Consider the following 23,962-nt stretch of genomic DNA (forward strand, 5'->3'; position numbering starts at 1 on the left):
GTTTATACTATCATGATCTTTTTATTAATTCAATTCTCCTTCACCTACAGGCTCACTAGCCGTAGATATTCTAGAGTTATTAAATCCGTTGTCATTATTGAAGTAGACATAAATTGGACTTTCATTTCGTAACATGTCTATCAAATGTTGCAATTGATTGTGATGATAATAGAAACTATAATAAGAACCGGATTGTGTTGCATTCGGAAGAACCGCATCTGGATCTTCTATAAACCTAACTGAGCAGGTTTGTCCACCAGATCCTCTTAAAATTAAATTTGTTTTTCCTGCATTTCTGGAAGACCAGTTATAATACGAATACGTCTGAACTTGAAAAGATGATTGTGCCATAATTATTTTATTTTTTTGTGTAGGCACAATCTATATTTTGTTAATTCAAAATTCAAGAGTTAAATAACTGATAATTAATAGGGTAAAACCCCTTGTCTTTTCAGTTTAAAATAACTGCTCTTTAACTAATTCGTAGTAACTAGAGCTTACTGGTATTTTAGTTTCCGATAAGAAAAGGTCTTTTCCTTTTAGTGATGTGACTTTATGCTTATTGACAATAAATGAGCGGTGAACCCTCATAAAAGAGCTATCTGGTAATGCTTCATTAAGAGATTTTAAGGTTTGATGACTCATTATTTTTTTATGAACTGTATTAAAAACAACATATTCGCTATCACTTTCTATATAAAGAATGTCACTATACTTAATTTTGTGTAAATCATATCCTGATTTAATCGTAATAGTCTCTTCTGTATCTAGAGATGTAATGTTTTTATTGATCTTATTTACAGCGACCAAAAACCGATCAAAAGTGATAGGTTTTAGTAAATAATCTAACGCATTTAACTCAAACCCTTCTAGTGCATATTCAGAATAGGCAGTTGTGAAAATTATTTGGGTGGATGGAGGAATTATTTTCGCAAAATCAGTGCCTTTTAATTCCGGCATTTGGATATCTAAGAAAATAACATCAATTGATTCATCTTTAAAAGATTCCATAGCTTCAATTGGGTTTTCAAACGAACCTATTATATCAATAAAATCTAATTTATCGATATACGTTTTTAGAAGAGCTCTTGCTAATTCTTCATCATCTATTATAAGGCATTTAAGCATGATCAATAAATTTTATGTTTAACATAACCTTAAATTTCTCTTCAGATTCATCAATTTCTAATTGATGTGTTTCCGGATATAATATACTCAATCTTTTTTTAACATTTTCTAGTCCAATTCCGCCAACATTATCTTTCTGTATCTTTTCTTTCGGAATGCTGTTTTCAATTTCAAATACAATATTTTGTGTCGTAACGTTGATTTTTATATGTATAAATGAACTATTGGGCTTCTCAATGTTACTATGCTTAAAAGCATTTTCAATAAAAGGAATGAATAGCATTGGAGCTATCATCAAATTATTGTCAGAAACATTAAAATTAGTTTGTATAGGATATGGTTTACTGCTTTTTAGCGAAAATAACTTGATATAGTTTTCGATATAAGTGATTTCTTTTTCGAGTGGTACTAGTGGTCGTTCACATTCATATAATACATACCGAAGCATATTAGATAAATAACTAATACTTTGTTGTGTTTTATCAGAATCCATTACGGAAAGCGCATAAATATTATTAAGAGAATTAAATAAGAAATGCGGATTGATCTGTGATTTAAGAAGTTTAAGCTCAGTCTGAAGGTTCTCATTTTTACTTCTAATGGTTTCTTCTTCTTTCTTCTGCGCAAATAAAAAAGTTTCTATAAATGTGGCAATTACATATGAAATGGTTAAGAACAGTAATGTAATCAAAAACTTGGATGGAGGCCTTCTGGGCAAACGTCTTAAGTCTTCAATCGGAGGCATTCTTGGAGGAGTGAATAGATTAGAAGAAATAAATGTGCATATACCTATTGCCGAAATAGAAATTACTAAAAAGAGCACATATTTTTTCTTAAATAAAAATTTCTCTGCAAGATAAAATATAAGACCTGCGATAAGAAAAACCTGAAAGCCAAAAACTAACAAATTTTCAATAAACAACCTATGATTACCAACTTGACCTAATGATAAAATCATCCAGACAGTTAACCATAAAAGTATTTGAAAAAAGAATCTTTTTGATGTACTCATATTGCAAATTAAGGAAAAATAAAGTCAGTGATTTTGCAAAACTTGGTTCAAATCTTTTTTATAAATGCTATCTGTGTACTATAAACTATCATCCACTGAAAAGATAGTGTTATTCACTGAAAACAGGGATTTGCTCCACTACTTTTGTTTAATTTAATAGTCTATATAAGAAATAATAATACATATAGATATGAATTTGAGAAGAAATAAAATGAATTTAGGATTGTTAATAGGATTGTTAGCTTTTATGGTGTCTTGTACATCAAATGCTCAATCTAAAGATAGCAAGGAAAGAGGTCAAAAACCTCCAAGTGTAGAAGAAATATTTAAAATGATGGATGCTGATGAAGATGGAAAACTAACTAAAGAAGAAGTAAAAGGACCATTAAAAAGAGACTTCTCTAAAATCGATACAGATGAAGATGGATTTATTACAAAAGAAGAGTTAGAGAAAGCCCCTAAGCCAGAAAGAAAAGATCCTCCGAATAGAGAACAATAGAATAATATTAATTAACTAAACCCTAAAATAATGAACCTGAACCTGAAAAGAAACAGAATAATGGCAATAATACCTGGACTATTCATGTTAGTCATCACTTTTATTGCTTGTAGTGGTGATGATAACAACATCAATACGACAGATAATGATGGAACAGTTGCTGAACTTCATGCAGCCTTTGCTGAGTTTGATATAGACGAAACTGATATTTATCTAGATGGATCTAATGTGGTAATAGAAACTACAGGAAGACCAAATCATACTAGTTCTTATTGGGGAGTGGGCAATGCGTTATACATAGAGGAGCCTGATGTTGCAGCAACACCGAGTTTGATTCCAAATTTTGATGGTTCTGCTACTTTAAGGGTTTCTACTGATCCTCAATTGGCAAATAGTACAACGTCTACATCTCTTGGAGCTATTGGGATAGCTATAAGCGGAGCAGCACTTTTTAACGATCAAGAAGGGAATGGAGCTTTAGATCAAGCTGCAGCATCCTTAGATTATTCTGGAGGACATATTGGACCAGCAGAATATCATTATCATTTAGAACCAAGAGCTTGGTCAGATGATGATGAGGATCTTATAGGGATCATTGCGGATGGTTTCTTTATTTATGGTAGAAAATGTAATTCTACAGGAACATATCCTACAGATTTAGATACGTCTGGAGGACATACAAGTACTACTCAGCATACAGACGAGGCTGAATATCATTATCATATAATTAATGAATTATATTCTACCACAGGTAGTTATATAGTTTTTGCCGGACCATATAATGGAACTCCAAATGCAATTAATTAAAGTAATTTATATCGCCATTTTCCTTTGTTTGATCAGTTGTAAAAATACTTCAGAAAGTATAGATATATACACTGAAAATGTTACAAGTATTCATAATAAACTGGTGCCTAAGAAAAAGTTAGTTCTTAATTCAAATGAGGGGAAATGGTATTATAATAAACAACCTTTTTCTGGATATGCAGTGAGTTACCATCCAAATAACGCTTTAGAGGAAAAGATTGGTTACTATAAGGGAAAAAAACAAGGAATAGCCCAAAAGTGGTTTTCTGACGGAACACTACGCAAGCAATGTTTATATAAAAGCAATCGTCTTGATGGAGTCGCAGAAATCTGGTGGAACAATGGCTCTTTAGCTTCAAAATCAAATTATATAAATGGAGAAAAGCATGGTATTCAACAAAAATGGTATCCGACCGGACAGTTATCTAAACAAACCCATATGAATCGTGGGAAAGAAGAAGGTATGCAAAAAGCTTGGTTAGAGAATGGTAAAATATACGTCAATTATGAAGCTAAAAATGGTCGCATTTTTGGTCTTAGACGTTCAAATTTATGTTATGAACTGGAAAAAGAAGTGGTGCAATATCAATAAAATAATATATTTATTTATAGGTTTTTCGATTATCGTAAGTGGTTGTAAAGATTCTAAAACAAAGGAAACAAGTAGGGTAGAGTCGTTACCTTATTTTAATGAAGCTACATTTACTCCGCATTGGTTAACACCTGGTAGTCAAGAAGAAAAAGAATTTCATGTAATACCAGATTTTACTTTGATAAATCAACTTGGAGATACGATTACAAATGAAACTTTTGAAAATAAGATATATATAACAGATTTCTTTTTTACCACTTGTCCTGGTATTTGCCCAAAAATGACTGATAATATGTCTAAGCTTCAGAAAGAATTTAAAGATGATTCAACCATAATGTTACTGTCTCATTCTGTGACTCCCGAATATGATTCTGTTCCTGTATTGCAAGAATATGCTAAAGCGAAAGAGATTATCGATAATAAATGGCACTTGGTGACTGGTGATAGAAATCAGATTTATGATTTAGGAAGGAATCATTATTTTGTGGAAGAGGATCTGGGAGTAGAAAAGAATGAAGATGATTTCTTGCATACAGAGAATTTTTTATTAATTGATAAAAACAAACATATCCGTGGAATTTATAATGGGCTCAATAGAGCTTCAATTGCACAATTAATTATTGATATCAATACATTAAAATCAGAAAAGAATTTTTAAAAGTTTATTACCCTAAGACTATAATAACAGAAGATATAGTTTCTTCTGCATTTATGGACAGATTTGTTTATTGAAAATCTCTGTAGTTATTATTAATTACAGAGATTTATTTATGAAACAACTTCTAAAAGCATAAAACATTATAATTTATGTTTAAATCAATATATAAAGGATGAAATTATCTTATAATCAAAAGGCTGAATTCTTAAGAATCCAGCCTTTCTTGATATCAATCATCTAAAATAAACAATTCTTCATAGCAATTTCACCCCATTGACTTTTCTATAAAAGCAGTTTCAATTAAATAATTGATCTATCTATACTTTTTATATGAATAATTAGTTTTTACTAGGCGTGTTCAAACCAAGATATACTGGTTTTTGCTGTTACACATAATTCATTACTAGCATTAAAAAAACTATTTCTAACAATTAGTTTTTGTTGTTTTTCATCAAATGACAAGAGTTCCATATTTATAAAAAAATCTTGCATGAACATTAAATGTTTTCTGATTTTTTTTGTTTCTAAGAATTCTTGCAAATCAAAGTTGATTGTTTTTCTCTTTTGCTTAGCGTATCCTTTTTCAAATAAATAAGCACTAAGTATTGACGATGTATAGCTTTGATAAGCATTTTCCTGCATTACCATAAAATCATCAACATCTTCTCCTTTAACTTTAAAATTTCTTCTAAACATTTTATTCATAGTATAATTTGTTTAATATTTATTTTGATAGTAGCCTTACTTATCTACAGACCGGCCTCTTTCATTGCTTTCAGTTTCTTTTTTTTCTTATTTCCAATTTGGAAAGCTCTTGAAATATTAAAACCGAGATGTATATCACCTTCAAAAAAATCATCTGTGGATTCAGTGATAAAACTTTTTTCTATCATAGTTATAGAATTAGAGAGTATTATCTGGAAGATGTGTCCTCCAGTTTCTATATCTACTCCAAAGGCTAATGAATTTGATGCATCAATTGATTCTAATGGGTTTACTGTATAAAAGTATTCTCCATTAATCGAAACTCTCTTCGTTAATTTCACTCTACTGCCAACACCGACAGCAAATATGCCATGTGGATCTTCATTGATTTTGACAGAATTTCTATGAATATAAGTAGGAGTAATTTGTAATGAAAACCCCGAACTGAATTTTCTAGCCATTAATACTTGAGTAACATAAGACAACTTTTGACTAAAGCTCGGTTCATTATTTGGATCAAAATCTTTTAGCGTTCTATATGCAATACTCGTAAAAAGAGAGGCTGTAAAAGGAAATGAATTTTTACCAGTGCTTTGTTTTAAGAACTTGTACTTAACAAATCCATCGTATGTTTTATCAAAACTACTTCTACCAACTCCTAGCATGATATCATCAGTTAATCCATACTCAAAAGCAAAACGAATGTTGGATTGATCTAATCCATATAGTTCATCAGCTCCCAAATTAACTCTACCAAAACGATGTGATATCACAAACTCTAAGGTTCCTTTTTTTCGATTCTCGATTGAATGTCCGTTTAATATTCGGGTTCCTTTAAAAGTAGAGGTAATGTAATTTTTAGTTTGTGGAGTTTCATCTTCTAAAATATCCAGCAGATCTTGGGCAAATGTTTGTGAACTAATCACCCATATCATAAAAATAATTAACTTTTTTTTCATGTTATTTTTTATATGGTTTATGATCTAATTCGAATGTAACTTTTATTGTCTCAGCTATGTTATTTGCAACTATTGATGGTATTTTAATTCCGAAATCAGCAACTTTTACCGGAAAATCTCCTGTTAGCTTTATGCTTCCCTCTGTCTTATTGATTTTTCCTTTTGTTTCTATTTTTTTAGTAATTCCATGAATAGTAATATCGCCCACAATGGTTACCATTGGTTCGTTTTCATTTGCATCACTAAAGTCCAGTATTTGACCTTTAAAAATTGCTTTTGGATATTCATCAGATTCTACATAGTTCTCATTAAAATGCTCTTGCATTAATGATTTTTCGAACATAAAGGATTTCATAAGTATAGAAATAGCGATTGTCCCTGTTGATGAATCTATGATACTCAACACCTGGTTATTGTCTGCTTTAATATCTTCTATAGGAGTGCTGGAAAAAAATGATGTATATCCTTTTTTTGTAAGAAATTTACCCTGTCCGAATGAAACGGCAGAACATAATAAACTGAATAATAATATATTTAATAATTTCATTTCTTTATAATTAGATTGTTAATTAATGATTACACATTTTACCAATATTACATCCATTAAATATCCGGTACAGATGCCTTTAATATTGATTTTTTGACCTATTTTTAGGTTACTTGCTTTTTTGTTTTCTTCGGGTAATACATGACATATTACACTCTCGATATCATCATTTTTTCTCAAAGTGATAATAGAATTATCGTTTTTATCTGTGTCAATTTCCGCAATGGTTCCACTAACCTGAATTATTTGTTCTAAGTATTTTGAGTTTGCTTCTGTTTCGTTATTTAGAAACTCACCTAATAAAACACCTGCTTCCATTGATAAATCTGGTGTAGCTGCTGATACATCTATATGAGGTTTATTATATATATTGAAGTAGATAAAAGCACCAGCTAATAGAATAATTACTCCTCCAGCAATAAGAATTCTTTTGTTTATTTGTTTCTTCATTGGATTTGATTTAATTGTTTAAAGCACCACTTTCTATCCAACAGCGAATCAATTCTATTTCCTCATTGCTTAATGAACCGCCTTGTGGCATTGTTCTGTTAACAACTTGAGTTCTTACTCTATCCGCATTATTACTAATGCCATCATAAGTTCTTAAATCAGGAAATTGGCTTCCTCCATGACAGCTTATACAGTTACTATCGATAATTGGTTTAATGCTAGCTGCAAAGGAAATAGTGGTATCACAAGATTCTTCGTCAACTATACCAGAATCTTCTTCTACGTTAGTCTCGCAAGAGAAAAGAGTGATACTGAGTACGATTATCAGTGTGTTTTTAATTTTTGAGAGAATGTTCATTTTTGAAAAGAATTTTAAGTATAAGAGGAAGAAAGAAATTCTTATCTTCCTCTTATGATCAACTAACTAACTACTTATAAATAAACCAAGTTTTAATCTTCTAAAGTTCTGTAGTATCGGTATTAACAATTGGCCAAATACCTGGATTAGGAACATTGATTCCATAATTATCTCCTCTTTCTACATCTTGTCCAAAATAGTATAAAGGCCTTCCTTTATAGGTTAATTGTGGTGTGCCAAAAACATCGATGGTTCCAAAATCACTAGCATCAAGAATACTAGGTAATCTATCTATATCTATATGAAAAACTGGCCATGCTGCATTGTTAGAAAAATCTTCTGAAGTGAAGCTGTTTTTATCTTTTGTATCTTGGCTAAAGCTATATATGGTTCTTCCTTTACTACTTGTCATATAAAAGGTAAGCTCATCTCCAGGAGCATAATCACTAGTGAAATTTTGATCGTTTCCATCACCATCTCTACCCACTAATTGAGCTTCTGCATACATTAATGAATAATCCGGTTTGGCAATGTACCAGTTATTACCAATTTTATCACCGTTAGTATCGCCTGCTGCATTATCATTAGCAAAATAATATAATGGCCATCCTTTATATGTATTTTGTTTTTCTCCATCAGTTCTAGTTATTACACCAAAATCATTAGCATCTAAACCATCATCTAGAGTTAAGTCAGCTTTATAAAATATAGGCCAAGCAGTTTTACAATTACCTGAGCATTCTGATTGTTCTTTAGTATCTCTCGAGAAGAAATAAAGCGACATGCCTTCAGAATCGGTAAGAATTTTTCCGTGTACAGTGTTATCAGCTAGTTTTACATTATTAGCTTCAGGTTCTGTGATAATTTGTTCGTCTGAGTCATCACTACTACAACTTGATAATAATAATATTGAAGTGAGTAATAAGAAAATTGATTTTTTCATTTTTAAATTATTTATGATTTATGCTACAAATAACAATCAATGAAGGAGGTGAAATCAAATTAATGTATGTGAGAAGGAAAAAAAAGCCTTAAAAAGGAAAAAAAAGCTTTGAAATTATAAAACGCTTTTTGCTTTCAAGATTATATAAAAATCGAAGGAAAAATAAAAACATAAACACTTGAAAACAAGTGTTATATGTTGTCTTTATTGAGGTGTGTTCACATAATGTCTACCTAAATTATCTTTAAAAAAAGAATCCAGATCGGTCAAAATAGATGTTTCAAAGGAAAGATAGTAAGTGTTAATGTATGTTTATAAACTTTAAAAAGAATGTGTGATACAAAAAACAAATTTGCATTAAATATTTAGCCATTGTCTAAATTCTGCGGCTTTATTTTTACTTATAATTATTTCTACATCGGCATCTCTGATCAAAATTTTAAGTTGGCTATTTCCATATTTGATAATTTTTGCTATAGCAGTAATACTTATTATAAATTGACGATTTGCTCTAAAAAAGAGAGAAGTATCCATATTCATTAATATATCATCTAAGCTATCATTACTTGTGGATTTTTTGCCATCAAAACATACTATATATGTTATTGTGTTTTCTGTGTATATGTATGATATATTATTTATAGGAACAGGAATCAATTCATTCCTGATATAGGTTAGAATTCTTTTTTTGCCAGATTCCTTTGAAGATTCTACTGTTGATTCTACTGATTCTTCTTCAGTGTTTTTAACTACTTTTTGCTGATATGCAATAAGATCAGTATTTAATTTAGATAGGTTAAGTAATTCACTTTCTAAACTTGTGTTTTTTTGTTCTAATTGTTTTTCGTAATAGCTCCCTATAATTCGAACAGCAAAAAAAGAAGATAAAATAATCAATCCTCCCATTAGAGCAAAAATGGTATAAAAACTTGTTTTTAGCTTTCTTACTTGTGTAGATATTTTACTTAGGTTTACTTGTGCTGCTACAATTAGATCAGAGCCTTTTACTGGCGATATATAGACAATCTCAGATACGATTTCAGCGTTAGCAATGCTATCATTTTGCTTTCTTTGATTTATGAGTAAATCATATAATTTATCAGAACTATCTTCCTCATTTAGTGATTTTATTAGCGATTGATCTGAATTTACTTTTAAGCCTACTTTTGTGATATCGGGATGACATACTTGTTTTCCAGACCAATCAAACAAACAAATAAAAGAAGCTTCATTTTGAGTATTTTCAATAGCTTTTTGGATACTATTGACTATTTTTAATTTATCGATATCCTCTATTGTCCAATATTGAGCTAGTTTGGATATTTCGTTAGCTTCTCGTTTACTAGATTCTAATTGTATTTCTATTAATTGATTCGCACTTACTTTAATAAAGTACTTTACTCCAAAAGAAGCGATGATTAAAAAAATTACAGATATAGAAATAAAAGTTAAGAAATATAATTTATCTTTTCTCATTGACTATGTACCTATCGTTTTTAATAATTTAAAACTTAATATACTTATTGATTTTTTCTGAAACGAAAATACTATAATTTTCCTCCTATTGTTTTTAAACATTAAAATAATTATTGATCATTTTAATGTTTTTTTTTCCTTTTCAAACTCTGTTTTTCCTTTTTACACAGGTTATTAAGGATAGAATATCCTAATAACCGTTAATTTGTCTGTACTTTTAATTTTAAAAAATAAAACATGAAAGCAGATACATACTATAAACTTTTATCATTGTTAAGATTATATTTTATAAATTCAAAATAAGCACTAGTTTTGCTTTGATAACAAATGAGTAAAAAAAATAAAATAACTTGTTCTATTATCACCTTACTATTGTTAGGAGGTCTTTATATCTATTTTGAATTTTATAATTATCCACGTATTGATATCGATAAGGTATCTACGGAAATAAAAACGAGCTCTAAAAATCTTACAGCTTCATTTATTCAAAATGAAAAAAATGCAAATTCAATTTATAAAGGTAAAATAATAGAAGTAGAAGGTGTAGTAAAAGAAGTTTCTTTTTTAAATAACCGAAATACAGTAATATTGTATGGTGATAATAAATATTCTGGCGTATTATGTGATATGCAATCCAATCAAATGATTGAGATAAGAAAACTTGTAAAAGGCCAGAAGATTATGCTTAAAGGAGTTTGTAAGGGATTTCTTAAAGATGCTATATTACTAAATTGTATGCTGATTAACCAACAAAGCAATGAATAGAATTATTATTCTACTATCTCTTTTGATCAATTTTACAGACTCTGATAATAGATCAGATCAAGTTATTACGCGTCAAGGACAGGTATCTTTCTTTTCGTATACTTCTGTAGAAAATATTGAAGCCAAGAACAATCAAGTTTTAAGTATTATTGATTTTTCGAGGAGTGAGATAGCTATAAGTATGCTAATGAATGCATTTGTGTTTAAGAAATCACTAATGCATGAACATTTTAATGAAAGCTATATTGAATCGGATTTATATCCTAAAGCTACTTTTCAAGGTAGTATTATCGATTTTGATCCTTTAGCGGAAGGAATTCAAACCAAAATGGTAAAAGGAACACTTACTATTCGTGATATTGCTAAGGAAGTTGAAATTAAAACAAGTATTGAAAATATCGATGGAACGTATTTAATAACGGGGGATTTTGAAGTCGTGGTTAAAGACTTTGAGATTAAAATCCCTCCAATCTTAGCGCCCAACATAGCTAAAAATATATCAATTAAATTCAGATTTGAATATCAACCTTATGAAAAATAATATACTTTTTCTTTTGTTTATACTTATGCTAATTGGATTTAGTATTTCTGTGAATGCTCAAGACTTATTGGATAAACTAGAAAAAGAATATCCTGATAATACTGAGTACGAAATAGCTACGTTCAAAGGAACTCGTATTTCGTTAGGACATTCTATAGAAAACCGAAGAAAAGGAGTTTTAGAAGTAAAGGCTATGAATCTATTTTGGAACATACCTAATCGTCCCAGCCAAAGTTTTGTCGCTGATAAATGGACGGCCAGAATAGCTTTAGAATATGGTTTGTCTAATAGGTTAACTTTCGGAGCAGGAGGTACAACTTTAGAAGGAATCTTTGATGGATTTTTAAAATATAATCTCATACGACAGGTAAAAAAAGGTAAGGGATCTCCTTTTAGTGTAACTCTTTTTCAAAATGCTTCTTATAGAAGTAATGATGGTGGTATAGGGCTATCTGATGATTTTATAGATCGTACAGCATTTACTAGTCAGGTTTTAATAGCACGTAAATTTACCTCTCAGTTTTCATTACAACTATCACCTACATATATTCACAGAAGTTCTTCTTTTGATGAAGATCCAAATAATCATTTTGCATTAGGAATAGGAGCAAGGTATAAGGTAGGTGGTCATATATCTATAGTTTCAGAGTATTATTATTTAGCGAACCCTTTGAAATCAATTGACACTTATGATGCTTTTGTTTTAGGGGTTAATTGGGAAATGAGTGATTTAATGCTTCAATTTCAGATGACAAATGCCAGAAATATGGTGGAGGATGCATTTATAACACAAACACCTAATAATTTCAATCTTAGTGACGGAAATTTCGTTTTCGGTTTTAATGCAACGTATGTTTTACATTTTAATCAGAAAAAATTGTAAGACACGACTTTTATTTAAACAATCACGTTGGTAATAAATAAGAAAAAGAGGCCTGATTAAATTGATCGGGCCTCTTTTTTGTAATATGTACTTACTATTATTTCTTTTCAGCTTTATCTGCGACAATTCTGTTTTCACGGTTAGCTAATTCCCAAGCAGTATAAAATACCAATCTAGCTCTATTTTCTAATAAATCATATTCTATTTTATCAGGAGTATCACTTGGTTGGTGATAATCATCATGGGTACCATTAAAATAAAATATAACAGGAATATTATTTTTTGCAAAATTATAATGATCCGATCGGTAATAAAAACGATTAGGATCATTTTCATCATTGTATGTGTAATCCAATTCTACGTTGGTGTATTTAGTATTTACTTCTTCAGAAATGTTATGAAGTTCAGTACTTAACTTATCACTACCTATTAAATATACATAGTTTCTATTCTCGCTTTTACGTTTTGGGTCTATTCGACCTATCATATCAATGTTTAAATCTGCTACTGTGTTTTCTAATGGAAAAATAGGATCGATATCAGTATAATAGCGAGATCCCAAGAGACCTTTTTCCTCTCCAGTAACATTAAGGAATAAAATAGATCTTTTTGGTCCATTGCCATCTTTTACTGCTTTTGCGAAAGCTTCTGCAATTTCTACCACGGCAACAGTACCAGATCCATCATCATCGGCGCCATTATACACTTTGCCATCTTTAACTCCTTCGTGATCTAAATGAGCAGATATTACTATGATTTCATCCGGTTTCTCGGATCCTTTGATAAATGCAGCTACATTTTCTGAAGTTACTTTTTCAGAAACATTTTTGTAATCCAAAGTCATTTTAGTTTTTATGGTATTGGATATATCGTTTGTCTCGATATCACTTAACAAAGCTTTAGCCAAACTAGTATTAATTAGGAAGAAGTAAGCTTCTTCAGAATTATCAGAAAGCGTCATTCTACCAGACGCATTGCCAAATTGTGCTACAGCCATCTGATAAACTTCTGGGAAATAGAATAATATTGCCTTAGCACCTTTTTCTTTAGCGGCATTGCGTTTTGCTGCAAATTGCTGTCTCATATTAGACCATTTTGATCCTTCCGAAGTGCCAGTGATTGTAAATGTTCCATCAGTGTTTTTCGGTTCGCCTGATTTGATAAGAACTACTTTATCTTTGATATCTATATCTCCATAACTTGAGAATTTTTCGTCATCAATTCCAAATCCTGCATAAACGATTTCATCTAAAGAAAAGTTATCCGTTTTTCCCGATGAAAGAGAGATGAAATCATCTTTATAGGTAAAAGATTTATCATTAACACTAAGTTTTACATCAGGGTTACCTATAATATCAAGTGGTACTTCCTGAAAATAATTGCCATCACTTTTTGCAGCGGGCACACCATATTTCATATAATGGTCTTTCAGAAAATTAATAGCCAATTTTTGTCCTGGCTTACCAGTTTCTCTTCCTTGAAACTCATCGGAAGCATATGTGTATAATGCAGTTTTTAAATCTTCGGAAGTAATTGTATTGGCATAGGTCACTGGATCGTTAGTAACCTTTTTTGTCTCTGTTGATTTTGTTATTGTCTTAGTAGTACCACAAGCCGCAATAAGAGCTGTTACTGCTAATACAGAAAATATTTTTTTCATAAAAAATGTGTGAATGTTAATTTTTTGATTTTGCCAAAAATACAAGAATTTCCATATCATTTTGTTAAGTGACTGCAAAAATAAGCGTGATCTGATATTTTAGGGTACTTTTAATTATAATCCATAAGGATAGAAGTAAGCATAAATAGATCAAATTATATTTGTAATTTCGTTCTGTACATTTAAACAAATGATTAAAAATGTCTACTACTAACCAATGTAAAAATTGTGAACAATCTTTTGATGAATCCTTTGAATATTGTCCCTATTGTGGACAAGAAACTGCTGATAAGCTAACTTTTGGAGTGCTATTTAGTAATACGATAGGTAATTATTTTGCCGTTGATGCTCGTTTTTTCAAGAGTTTTATCCCTTTGATGACAAAACCAGGGGTCTTGGCAAGACTTTTTGTTGATGGAAAACGCCTTTCTTATCTCCATCCAGCGCAGTTTTATCTTTTTATCTCAGTTGTATTCTTTTTTGCTTTTTCGTTTACTGTTAGAAAAGCAGATGATAATCTAAATAGGACAATTAAAAAAGAATTTAGCAAAGAAAGCACTTTAGATCCGGAAGAAATAAAGAAAGATTCCATTGGTCTGGAAATTGCTAAAAAGGCATTAACGGAGAATGCAGGTCTTTCCAAAATAGCGGAAAAAGATCTTAAAGTTTTTGATTCTGTAATATCTGCCGAACAAAGATCCTCAGAAAATTCATTCAGTTTTAAACGAAAGCAAATGGATTCTTTAATAGCTATTGAGGCTCCTTTGGAAGAAAAATTAAAATTTATGGGATTAAACGAAGAGGATAGTGGGATCACTAAAATATTCTATACACAAATCCTAAAGTTTTATGAGCAAAAAGGGGGTGGAATCTTGAAGACATTATATGACACCATTCCTATTACTATGTTTTTGATGTTACCATTATTTGCTTTCATTCTAAAAATATTTTACTGGAAAAGAGCAACTTTTGCACATCATATGGTATTTAGTTTTTATTTTTTCACATTTGTTTTTACCTCGCTTTGTTTTCTAATTTTAATGAATTCGATTGTCGAAATATCTATTTGGTTGCAGGTTTTGTTCTTTTTATCTTTTATTATTTATTTAATCATTGCATTTAGAAATTTTTACAAGAGTAGCTGGATAGGAGCATTTTTTCGAGGATTGGTTGTTACTTATGTATATATGATGATTATAGTACCATTTGCTTTTAGTGGTATTATCTTGGTTTCAATATTTTTATATTAAAAGAATGATTAAAGTTTCTGGAGCAAACTATAAGTATTACTAAAAAGAAGTCAGTAATGAAATTAAATATAAACAATACTTTTTCTGAAGAATTGCCTTCAGATCCAGTACTTGAAAATTCCCGAAGACAGGTTAGAAATGCTTGTTTCTCATATGTGACTCCAAAGAAAACAAGTAACCCAGAGATGTTACATGTTTCAGAAGAAATGATGATGGAATTAGGGTTTTCTAAAGAAGATGTTCAATCAGAAGAGTTTTTACAGATAATGACTGGTAATAAGGTTATAGAACATACTAAGCCTTATGCTATGCACTATGGTGGACATCAATTTGGAAACTGGGCCGGACAATTAGGAGATGGTCGTGCTATCAATCTTGCTGAAGTTGTGAATGATTCAAATCGTTGGGCTATTCAGTTAAAAGGAGCTGGTGAAACTCCGTACTCTCGTACTGCTGATGGTTTAGCCGTTTTACGGTCTTCTATTCGCGAGTATTTATGTAGCGAAGCGATGTATCACTTGGGTGTTCCAACAACACGAGCATTGTCTCTTGCGGTTACAGGAGATCAAGTATTAAGAGATATGTTATATGATGGAAATGCAGCGTATGAAAAAGGAGCTATTGTATGTCGTGTAGCACCTTCTTTTATTCGTTTTGGAAACTTTGAAATCTTGGCGGCTCATGGAGATCATAAAAATCTAAAACTTCTAGCTGATTATACGATAAAGCATTTTTATCCAGAAATAAAAGATCGCGGTAAACAATCATATGTTGCACTTCTAAAAGAAGTCAGTAAAAGAAGCCTGAAAATGGTTATTGATTGGCAGCGAGTGGGTTTTGTTCATGGTGTTATGAATACAGATAATATGTCTATTTTGGGATTAACCATTGATTATGGTCCATATGGATGGTTAGAAGATTATGATCTAGGATGGACTCCAAATACCACAGATAGGCAATTTAAGCGCTACAGGTATGGAACGCAACCGGAAATCGTACTTTGGAATTTGTATCAACTGGCCAACGCATTGTATCCGTTAATTGAAGAAATAGATCCAATAGAAAATGTTTTAAATGAATATCAAGACGCATTTAAACAGGAATATATTGATATGATGTATACCAAGATTGGAATTTTCGCTAGTGAAGAAAAAGATCATCTATTTATACATGAGTTAGAAGAATTACTTCAGGCTGTAGAAACTGATATGACAATCTTTTTTAGAAATCTTGCTAACTATAGAAAAAGCAACCATATTCAAGGAATTGAAATTATTTATAATGCATTTTATAGTCTTAAGGATTTAAAAGATGATATTGTGAGTCGTTGGAATGCTTGGTTTTTAAAATATGATAATAGATTAAAGGAGGAGGTGTTGGGAGATGAACAACGTAAACAGAAAATGAATACCATAAATCCTAAATACGTTCTTCGCAATTATATGGCTCAATTGGCGATTTATGATGCTGATAAAGGTGATTATAGTTTAATAGATGAGTTATACCAAATGCTAAAAAAACCATATGATGAGCAACCAGAATATGACAAATGGTTTGTAAAACGTCCGGATTGGGCTAGAAACAAGGTTGGTTGTTCTATGTTATCCTGTAGTTCATAGTATCGCTATGTTGTTAGAGCACATAAAAAGAATTCCGGAAGGGTATTCTGAAGGAATGTACAAAAACATAAGATATAGTATTACTAAAGAGATTTTTAATAACGGAAAGTCTTTCAAAATATATGGCAAAGAACTTCAAGGAAATGATTTTATTAGTTTAAACTATTATATCACCTCCAATTCTGAATTATTAAAACCTTGCGAAATGCCTGAACAAAAAGTTATAGACTTCTTGAAAAATACACAATTATTATAGTGTATTTTTTAATTGATTTACAGATGCTTATGTTGTCTTATTTCAATTTTTAGTTTATGTTATTTTTCTCCAGGATGATATGTTTTTTTAGCACGTTTTAAGACATCATCTTTATAAAAAGCAGCTTCTTTAAATTGTACATCTACATATGGTTGTATTTGATCATCAAAATGTGGTGAATCTGGATTACCACTTTGGCCTCCGGCTAAACTGGTTTTCGCTTTTACTTTATTTCCAAATTCTACAACAGCAACAAAACTATTTCCTCTGGTACCATAGATTTTTTTGGTGTTATTTGTATAACGCTCGCCATACGCAGCAAGTGCTCCCCAACGTCCTGAAGCAAATCCAACAGCTGTACTTGGTTTAGAATCATCAAAAGGTTGTCTGATATTTCCATCAACACGCTGAAAACGATTGACTTCACCCCAAGGAAGAATCCCTCCAAAATCTTCTTGTAACTGAATAAGAGTTTCTTTAAAAATAGCAAGCCTTTCTTCTAAGGGTGATTTGGTGCCGAAATAGGTGAGAAGTGCCATATCACTGATACGCTCTTCGGGTCTTTTTCCTTTTCTAGCATAATTCGTTCCATAAAAATGAGCTAACGTCATGGCTTTAGATTCTTTTGATGTTCTATAATCCCAATTTCGTAAGATTTCGATACTACTTCCTAATTTTTTGGTTTTATCTATTTTATCATACGCTTCTACCAATCCAGGAATTAATTTTGCAAATGCAGGTAGATATGGATCGTACGCTAATGCTATTAGACTATCTATAGTATAATCCTTTTTGTCTTTTAGTAATTCAATAGCGTGAACACCTCTGAAATTTTCTCGATCTATTGACATATAGCGAGGATACTCTTCTTTTTTAGGACTAAATTCTAATGCAGCGGTATATGGCGTAGAGTTACAATTTTGTAACCAGCCATTTTTCGGATTTAAGAGTGTTATCGCTTCATCAACTGGATGTAAGCCATTCCAGTCGGTTTTAGGATTACTGCCATCAACTGCTTTAGTGTAATCAAATGATGGATCCCTAACGGGAATAAAATTACCATGAAAGTATGCAATATTTCCTTCGGCATCCGCATAAACAGTATTATTAGATGAATTTGTCTTTATATCCATCATAGTACGAAATCCTTTATATCCATTCTGTTTTGTGCGGATATATGATTGTTCTAATGCTTTGACAGGTTCCCACATTAGCGCAGTTGCTGCCCATTTTCCTTCTTTAAGATGTGTGATAGGACCATGGTGTGTACGATATGCGGGAAATGTTTTTTCTTTTATAGAATCACCTTCCTTATACTTTAGGGTAATATCATATTGATCTATAGGGCGCAGTTCATCACCGTATTGATACATTGGTTTCCCTTCTTTCTTAACCGTTGTTTCTATAAATTCATCAATAACATCTGTATAAGTAGAGGTGTGCATCCAACCTGTTTTTTCATTAAAACCTTGATACACAAAAAACTGTCCCCAAGTTACAGCTCCATATGCATTTAAACCTTCTTCGCTTACTACGTGTACTTCTCCTCTAAAATAAAATGAAGTATGCGGATTAATTAATAACATTGCATTTCCAGATTTTGTAAGCGATCCTGAAATTGCTATTCCGTTAGAACCTTGTGGTTCTAGCATTTCCTTTTCTTTTTGAAGTGAAAGTTCTTCGGCGATTGGCATTTCCATATCGCCTTCATACATCGCTTTGATTTTACGAGTAGAAACGCGCTCTATATCTCCACCAATGGAACCTTCACTAAAATACATAGGCATCCATGGTTCAAAATGTGTAAGTAATCGAGGTTTTACTTCTGGATGTGTTTCCAAATAATAATTGATCCCATCGGCAAAAGCAATACATAATTCCTTAAGCCATTCTGGACTACTTTCATAATTAGCTATGGCTTCTTTTTCTGTCATAAAAAGCTTTGCTCTTAAATCACTATAAATAGCCTTTTCTCCTTCCACTTCGGCTAAACGACCGATTGCCCAAATATAATTTTGTTCTACACGATTAAAATCATCTTCGCATTGAGCGTATAGTAAGCCAAAAACAGCGTCCGCATCTGTTTTTCCATAGATATGAGGTACACCAAAATCATCTCTAATGATGGTAGTATTTAGTGAATGTTCTTGCCATCGTTTTTCTTCTTTAGTAATTTCTACTTTTGTTTCTGTTTTACAAGAAAATAGGAGGAAAGTGGTAATACCAAAAATTATGACTTTAAATCGTATCATAGAGCTTATTTTATAATCGGAAGAAAGGGTAAGTAATTATTTTAGGAGTGTATGAACTCCGTTTTCTAATGTATATAATGTGGTGATTTCTTTTTGAGTAAGATGTCTGTTATAAATAGAAAGTTCATCCATTAACCCTATATATCCTAATCCTAAATAAATATTTGATTTATCTAATTCCCAGGTAAAAGGATCCGTAATGTTTTCTCTTTTTCCTTTTAGTTCACCGTTTATATACAAAGAAGCTTTGCCTGTTTCTGTATTTAGGTTTTCAAAATTAATAAAGATATGGGTCCAGGTACCCTTGGCAAATGGTGGTTTAGAGACTGGAATTAATTGATTCTTAAAAACAGGGTCATTATTATCAGATATGGTAGTATCTTTTTTCCAAGAAATTTTATCTCCAATAACTCCAAGCCTGAAATCTCTAGGGTTTTCTTTTGTAAAGTCAACCCATATGGATGCATCGTTATAACTAACATCTGTAATTTGAATGGGATCGCAGTATCCAGGTTTTAGATCTGTAGCAGGATCAAGGTTTAGCCAAAAAGATACAGCACCATTCCAGTTTTCAGTATTGTAAGCAATATTATCGGTACTAGGATAATAGATATACCCCTTACTATCAGAACCGTATAGCAATCCATCGCCATGTAAACCTTGACCTTTGGCGATACTAATATCTTTTTTATGGATTCCTACCTGAGCAGAATCTCTGGCTTTACGAGAAGGTACCGTATATAATTGTGGATCTCCTAATGCAAAATCTGCCTGAACACCTTTATCAAAAGAAGCATAAAATGTAAGTGCTTTTTTTAATGCAGTTTTTGTAGTATCCTTTTTAACTACATCGTTTTGGGTTTTGTCTTTTTTGTTCTTGTCTTTTCCACAAGATACTGCAATAAAAGATAGTGCTAAGGTAAAAATAATACTGTAGTAAAGAGAAGATTGTGTAGATTTCATGAGATGATAGGTGTGTGTTTATATGGTTATAAATATATAAAAATATACCCACCAAATAATGAGGTCGTTAATAGATAGGAAAGTTTTAAATAAATTTTATGATATCAAAGGAATCAAATTTGAAAGAATGAATTGAAACAAACGTCCTACTGTATTAACAGCTTTTAGTGTTTTGATTAATCTTATAATTCTATTGAGCGATATAACATCTATTAAGTATTAATTTATAAACACTTAATCTTCAGATAATACATTGTGCATGGTTTGAAATATTTTTTCTATTGTTAAAATGAATATTACGCTAACCATAATACATACTAGTATAATAGGTGTTTTTTGAATAAATTTTAGAGCAGAATAAATAATATCTAAAAACACGCTGTTTATCTCCATTTGCTCTGAATTAGTATACATTTCGAAAAACAAAGAAAGAAGAAGAATACTCGAAATGATAGCACCTAAAACTTTCTTGGATATCAAAGGTTCAATTACTTGAGTATCATCATTCTTTTCTATCAAAGAAACAACACGTTTTGTGAAATCACTATCGATAGGGTCTAGCGTATTATGGAATAAAATCTCATCTGATTTAACATCTTCTGTTCTTAAGAAAGTTTCATTCTCCAGAAGTATTTTCAAAAAATCTCCTGTAAAATCAGCTTTAGGATGCTCTAATTGCTCATTTTTAATCCATTTTATTAGAAGTTTGTCTTTTTTATTCATTTTATAGAATATTTTTTAATTCATCTTTCAATAAGTCATTCAATTGTTTTCTTAACTTCTTTCTTGCTCTAAATAATTTAATTTTAATATTTGCTTTAGATAAACCAGTAATGACGTGTATTTCTTCAATACTGTTTTCATCAATATAAAATAAGGTAATTAAAAGTCCTTCTATACTGGGTAATGAATCGATCGCTAATTTCACAAAATACTGTTTATCTTTATATTGTAGACTTTCTTCCTGAGAGATGGCTGAGGACTTTAATTTCTCGTGATCTTCATTAACAATCGTTTGTGTATTGATTTTGTTTTTCCGAAGATCATACAGTGCAGTCCTGTAGGTAATAGTATACAGCCAGGTAGAAAATTTCGATTCTTTCTTAAAAGCGTGTATTTGTTGATATACCTTTATAAAACTTTCCTGAGCTATATCTTCTGCTTCAATTTTGTTTTTTACGATTTTTAAAGCAATGTTATACACCATATCCTTGTACTTATCCACAATATATGATAATGCTTCAAAATCTCCTTGCTGTATTTTTTCGATATATATAAAGTCTTCTTCCGAGCTCATCCATACTTAGGATGCTATTTTATGTCTAATGGTTACACTTAATTTGTTTTTAATCAAAAATTAATTAATCATTATCTACTAATGTGTAACCACATATCTAAAAAGTGCATCTTATTAGATAACAGTTAAAAAATTTAAGAATATGGATGGAAATATCTTAGTACCTATTTCATTTTTAGTTTCTGTGTTTGGAATCATTTACATATATATTACCTCCAGACATAGGGAACGTATTACCATGATAAAATATGGAGTGAATGCTTCTCAATTAGCAAATAAGAAAAAGGATTTAGCACAATCATTAAAATATGGAATGTTTCTTATAGGTATTGCTGTAGGGATTTTAGTGGGATACGGTATAAATTTATTCATGCCAGAAAAAGATCACCCCGTATTTTATTTTTCTATGACATTTTTATTTGGAGGAATCAGCATTATTATTAACTATAAAATGGAAAAAAAGAAAACAAGTATCTAAAAATTAGTCTATTACTATATTAGAATTTATAATCAAAATAATCATTTCATCAATCAATTTTAATCAACTATGACACAATCAAAACGAGTAGGTATAAAAATCATTTCGGTATGCATCTACATGCTTTCAATAGGCACAGTACAATCTCAAAATTCTACAGTACAAGTTGGAAAAATAGATATGTTATTTAATGACTGGAACCAAGGTGAAACTCCTGGAGCTTCGGTTGCAGTTATCAAAAATGGAACTATTATTTTTAAAAAAGCGTATGGCTTAGGAAATATCGAAAATAATATCCCTAATACAACCTCCAGTCTTTTTAATATAGCATCTAATTCTAAGCAGTTTACTGCATTTGCAGCACTATTACTAGAAGAAGAAGGAAAATTATCCTTAGAAGATGATATTCGAAAATACATTCCTGAACTTCCTGATTTTGGATATACTATAAAAGTAAAGAATCTCGCACAGCATACTCATGGAATACGAGGTGTAATTTACCTATTAGGAATGGCAGGGTGGAATATAGAAGATGTTATCACAAAAAAAGATGTTTTTAAGTTATTTAGACAGCAAAGAGAATTGAATTTTCCGCCAGAGACCGATTTTTTATATAATAATTCTGGATATATATTACTGGCAGAAATTATAACAAGGGTATCAGGAAAACCATTTCATATGTATCTGAGAGATCATATTTTTATGCCTTTGGAAATGAGAAATACTATAACATTAGAAGATAATAGTAAGATCATTAACAATATATCATATCCATATTATTATGATGGGAAATCATATAAAGTAGCTATTAGAAATTCAAAAGATATCGTAGGGCCTACTGGTATCAGAACCTCTACAGAAGACTTAACTAAATGGTTGAAGAATTTTGAAAACCCAAAAGTAGGTAATAGAAAAATGATGACTAAATTAATCACTCCAACTATATTGAAAAACGGAGATACGTTATCTTACGCCTTAGGTCAGGTAGTACATTCATATAAAAATCACAAAGTCATTAGTCATGGAGGTTCAGATGCGGGATATAAAAGTCAGATTTTACGCTTTCCTGAGGAAAAACTATCTATTATTGTTTTAACAAATAATGGATCCTTAAATGCAGAAGAAAAGGCATATCGGATTGCAGATTTATATTTAAATAATGATATGAAATCTTTAAAAACCGGACCAAATCCAAAAGTACTATCAACTCCGGCTATCACGGAAGAAACGTTAACCAAGTATGAAGGAAAGTTTCAATTGCAACCAGGTTTTGTATTAGAATTCAATCAGAAGGAGGGAAGTCTATTTATTACAGCTACTGGACAAGGGACACTACCTTTAGAAATAATTAGTGAAACTCAATTCAGGATTAGAAGAATAGATGCTATAATCACATTTATAAAGGATAAAGATGGGGTTGTAAACATAGTAAGTTTTGATCATAATGGAACTGTTAATTCTGCAAAAAGAATAACCTATGATATTGATAAATCTATTCTAGAAAAGTATGCTGGTACTTATTATAGTGAAGAGTTAAATACGTCCTATAAATTATCAATACAAAATGGTCAATTAATTGCCAGTCATCAACGACAAGACAATACTAAACTTACAGCATTAGAACGTACTAAGTTTACTGGGAACACATGGTTCTTTGGGATATTAGACTTTATAATTCATGAAGATGATGTTACTGGGTTTAAAGTTTCTTCGGAAAGAGTAAAGAATCTTTGGTTTGAAAAAAGGATTTGATTATTGTTTTTGAATGAAGCAATAAACACCTCTTCATTTGTGAAATTCTTCTATAGAATATAGTGATAACTAATACACTTTGAATTCGTTACGAAAGAACATGTATCGTAAC

At 30.9% G+C, this 23,962-nt stretch carries 27 protein-coding genes; 12 read left to right on the top strand and 15 right to left on the bottom strand.

All coding sequences use genetic code 11. The annotated features are described in order from the left end of the window. Positions 1 to 24: 24 nt before the first annotated feature. The 3 genes from Q0910_RS13030 to Q0910_RS13040 form a co-directional block, all read right to left on the bottom strand. Positions 25 to 351 carry a hypothetical protein gene (locus Q0910_RS13030; RefSeq protein ID WP_299217124.1) on the bottom strand — a complete coding sequence of 109 codons (327 nt, stop codon included), beginning with the start codon at positions 349 to 351 and terminating at the stop codon, positions 25 to 27. A gap of 105 nt (positions 352 to 456) precedes the next feature. Further along, the gene (locus Q0910_RS13035) at positions 457 to 1,128 is read right to left on the bottom strand and encodes a LytTR family DNA-binding domain-containing protein (RefSeq protein ID WP_299217129.1); all 672 of its coding nucleotides are present in this window, start codon (positions 1,126 to 1,128) and stop codon (positions 457 to 459) included. Continuing rightward, positions 1,121 to 2,140 carry a histidine kinase gene (locus Q0910_RS13040; RefSeq protein ID WP_299217131.1) on the bottom strand — a complete coding sequence of 340 codons (1,020 nt, stop codon included), beginning with the start codon at positions 2,138 to 2,140 and terminating at the stop codon, positions 1,121 to 1,123. Before Q0910_RS13040 ends, Q0910_RS13035 begins: the two co-directional genes overlap by 8 nt. Before the next feature lie 190 nt (positions 2,141 to 2,330). Here Q0910_RS13040 and Q0910_RS13045 point away from each other — a divergent pair, with 190 nt between their 5' ends. The 4 genes from Q0910_RS13045 to Q0910_RS13060 are packed head-to-tail and all read left to right on the top strand — an operon-like array spanning position 2,331 to position 4,696. Then, positions 2,331 to 2,639, top strand: a complete 309-nt coding sequence (locus Q0910_RS13045) for an EF-hand domain-containing protein (RefSeq protein WP_299217134.1) — start codon at positions 2,331 to 2,333, stop codon at positions 2,637 to 2,639. A gap of 30 nt (positions 2,640 to 2,669) precedes the next feature. Further along, on the top strand, positions 2,670 to 3,446 hold the full coding sequence (locus tag Q0910_RS13050; protein ID WP_299217137.1) for a YHYH protein: 777 nt from the start codon (positions 2,670 to 2,672) through the stop codon (positions 3,444 to 3,446). Then, positions 3,433 to 4,038 (top strand): hypothetical protein, encoded by a 606-nt coding sequence (locus Q0910_RS13055; protein WP_299217140.1) that lies wholly within the window; start codon positions 3,433 to 3,435, stop codon positions 4,036 to 4,038. The genes Q0910_RS13050 and Q0910_RS13055 overlap by 14 nt, the downstream gene beginning before the upstream one ends. Next, the gene (locus Q0910_RS13060; RefSeq protein ID WP_299217143.1) at positions 4,004 to 4,696 is read left to right on the top strand and encodes an SCO family protein; all 693 of its coding nucleotides are present in this window, start codon (positions 4,004 to 4,006) and stop codon (positions 4,694 to 4,696) included. Before Q0910_RS13055 ends, Q0910_RS13060 begins: the two co-directional genes overlap by 35 nt. A gap of 348 nt (positions 4,697 to 5,044) precedes the next feature. Here Q0910_RS13060 and Q0910_RS13065 read toward each other — a convergent pair whose 3' ends face one another. The 7 genes from Q0910_RS13065 to Q0910_RS13095 all read right to left on the bottom strand — a co-directional run bounded on the left by Q0910_RS13065 (position 5,045) and on the right by Q0910_RS13095 (position 10,134). Further along, positions 5,045 to 5,401, bottom strand: coding sequence for a hypothetical protein (locus tag Q0910_RS13065; protein WP_299217147.1), 357 nt, complete (start codon positions 5,399 to 5,401; stop codon positions 5,045 to 5,047). A 44-nt stretch (positions 5,402 to 5,445) separates the two neighbouring features. Beyond that, the gene (locus Q0910_RS13070) at positions 5,446 to 6,360 is read right to left on the bottom strand and encodes a DUF5777 family beta-barrel protein (RefSeq protein WP_299217151.1); all 915 of its coding nucleotides are present in this window, start codon (positions 6,358 to 6,360) and stop codon (positions 5,446 to 5,448) included. Between the two features lies 1 nt (position 6,361). After that, positions 6,362 to 6,907, bottom strand: coding sequence for a YceI family protein (locus Q0910_RS13075; RefSeq protein ID WP_299217154.1), 546 nt, complete (start codon positions 6,905 to 6,907; stop codon positions 6,362 to 6,364). A gap of 18 nt (positions 6,908 to 6,925) precedes the next feature. After that, positions 6,926 to 7,357: a hypothetical protein gene (locus Q0910_RS13080; protein ID WP_299217157.1), complete on the bottom strand. Its 432-nt coding sequence runs from the start codon at positions 7,355 to 7,357 to the stop codon at positions 6,926 to 6,928. A gap of 10 nt (positions 7,358 to 7,367) precedes the next feature. Next, positions 7,368 to 7,715, bottom strand: a complete 348-nt coding sequence (locus Q0910_RS13085) for a cytochrome c (protein WP_299217160.1) — start codon at positions 7,713 to 7,715, stop codon at positions 7,368 to 7,370. A gap of 100 nt (positions 7,716 to 7,815) precedes the next feature. Continuing rightward, positions 7,816 to 8,658: a hypothetical protein gene (locus tag Q0910_RS13090; RefSeq protein ID WP_299217163.1), complete on the bottom strand. Its 843-nt coding sequence runs from the start codon at positions 8,656 to 8,658 to the stop codon at positions 7,816 to 7,818. Positions 8,659 to 9,015: 357 nt separating this feature from the next. Continuing rightward, positions 9,016 to 10,134, bottom strand: coding sequence for a LytTR family DNA-binding domain-containing protein (locus Q0910_RS13095; RefSeq protein WP_299217166.1), 1,119 nt, complete (start codon positions 10,132 to 10,134; stop codon positions 9,016 to 9,018). Between the two features lie 327 nt (positions 10,135 to 10,461). Between Q0910_RS13095 and Q0910_RS13100 the strand changes: the two genes are divergently transcribed. The 3 genes from Q0910_RS13100 to Q0910_RS13110 are packed head-to-tail and all read left to right on the top strand — an operon-like array spanning position 10,462 to position 12,323. Then, positions 10,462 to 10,899: a hypothetical protein gene (locus tag Q0910_RS13100; protein WP_299217175.1), complete on the top strand. Its 438-nt coding sequence runs from the start codon at positions 10,462 to 10,464 to the stop codon at positions 10,897 to 10,899. After that, positions 10,892 to 11,440, top strand: coding sequence for a YceI family protein (locus Q0910_RS13105; protein ID WP_299217178.1), 549 nt, complete (start codon positions 10,892 to 10,894; stop codon positions 11,438 to 11,440). The genes Q0910_RS13100 and Q0910_RS13105 overlap by 8 nt, the downstream gene beginning before the upstream one ends. Further along, positions 11,430 to 12,323, top strand: coding sequence for a DUF5777 family beta-barrel protein (locus tag Q0910_RS13110; RefSeq protein WP_299217181.1), 894 nt, complete (start codon positions 11,430 to 11,432; stop codon positions 12,321 to 12,323). The genes Q0910_RS13105 and Q0910_RS13110 overlap by 11 nt, the downstream gene beginning before the upstream one ends. 97 nt (positions 12,324 to 12,420) lie before the next feature. Here Q0910_RS13110 and Q0910_RS13115 read toward each other — a convergent pair whose 3' ends face one another. After that, the gene (locus tag Q0910_RS13115) at positions 12,421 to 13,983 is read right to left on the bottom strand and encodes a M28 family peptidase (RefSeq protein WP_299217184.1); all 1,563 of its coding nucleotides are present in this window, start codon (positions 13,981 to 13,983) and stop codon (positions 12,421 to 12,423) included. 200 nt (positions 13,984 to 14,183) lie between these two features. On the opposite strand from Q0910_RS13115, the gene Q0910_RS13120 reads away from it, so the two are divergent. From Q0910_RS13120 to Q0910_RS13130, 3 genes are read left to right on the top strand one after another with little or no spacing between them, the layout of a single operon-like run. Then, positions 14,184 to 15,233 (top strand): DUF3667 domain-containing protein, encoded by a 1,050-nt coding sequence (locus Q0910_RS13120; protein WP_299217187.1) that lies wholly within the window; start codon positions 14,184 to 14,186, stop codon positions 15,231 to 15,233. A 56-nt stretch (positions 15,234 to 15,289) separates the two neighbouring features. Beyond that, a complete protein-coding gene (locus Q0910_RS13125; RefSeq protein ID WP_299217190.1) occupies positions 15,290 to 16,852 on the top strand; it encodes a protein adenylyltransferase SelO in 1,563 nt (520 codons plus the stop codon). A gap of 7 nt (positions 16,853 to 16,859) precedes the next feature. Continuing rightward, positions 16,860 to 17,108, top strand: coding sequence for a peptide methionine sulfoxide reductase (locus tag Q0910_RS13130; protein WP_299217193.1), 249 nt, complete (start codon positions 16,860 to 16,862; stop codon positions 17,106 to 17,108). A gap of 59 nt (positions 17,109 to 17,167) precedes the next feature. Here the strand turns inward: Q0910_RS13130 and Q0910_RS13135 are convergent, their stop codons facing one another. The 4 genes from Q0910_RS13135 to Q0910_RS13150 all read right to left on the bottom strand — a co-directional run bounded on the left by Q0910_RS13135 (position 17,168) and on the right by Q0910_RS13150 (position 21,620). Beyond that, positions 17,168 to 19,360 carry an acylase gene (locus Q0910_RS13135; protein WP_299217196.1) on the bottom strand — a complete coding sequence of 731 codons (2,193 nt, stop codon included), beginning with the start codon at positions 19,358 to 19,360 and terminating at the stop codon, positions 17,168 to 17,170. Between the two features lie 36 nt (positions 19,361 to 19,396). Further along, entirely contained in the window at positions 19,397 to 20,323 is a 927-nt protein-coding gene (locus Q0910_RS13140) for a LamG-like jellyroll fold domain-containing protein (protein WP_299217199.1), read from the bottom strand. A 234-nt stretch (positions 20,324 to 20,557) separates the two neighbouring features. Further along, the gene (locus Q0910_RS13145; protein WP_299217202.1) at positions 20,558 to 21,046 is read right to left on the bottom strand and encodes a hypothetical protein; all 489 of its coding nucleotides are present in this window, start codon (positions 21,044 to 21,046) and stop codon (positions 20,558 to 20,560) included. 1 nt (position 21,047) lies between these two features. Beyond that, on the bottom strand, positions 21,048 to 21,620 hold the full coding sequence (locus tag Q0910_RS13150; protein WP_299217205.1) for a sigma-70 family RNA polymerase sigma factor: 573 nt from the start codon (positions 21,618 to 21,620) through the stop codon (positions 21,048 to 21,050). A 142-nt stretch (positions 21,621 to 21,762) separates the two neighbouring features. Between Q0910_RS13150 and Q0910_RS13155 the strand changes: the two genes are divergently transcribed. Both Q0910_RS13155 and Q0910_RS13160 read left to right on the top strand, forming a co-directional pair. Continuing rightward, positions 21,763 to 22,098 carry a DUF6249 domain-containing protein gene (locus tag Q0910_RS13155; RefSeq protein ID WP_299217209.1) on the top strand — a complete coding sequence of 112 codons (336 nt, stop codon included), beginning with the start codon at positions 21,763 to 21,765 and terminating at the stop codon, positions 22,096 to 22,098. 69 nt (positions 22,099 to 22,167) lie between these two features. Then, the gene (locus tag Q0910_RS13160) at positions 22,168 to 23,850 is read left to right on the top strand and encodes a serine hydrolase domain-containing protein (protein ID WP_299217213.1); all 1,683 of its coding nucleotides are present in this window, start codon (positions 22,168 to 22,170) and stop codon (positions 23,848 to 23,850) included. Positions 23,851 to 23,962 lie beyond the last annotated feature (112 nt).

The sequence above is a fragment of the uncultured Aquimarina sp. genome, from assembly GCF_947495315.1.
In the GTDB taxonomy this organism is placed as follows: domain Bacteria; phylum Bacteroidota; class Bacteroidia; order Flavobacteriales; family Flavobacteriaceae; genus Aquimarina.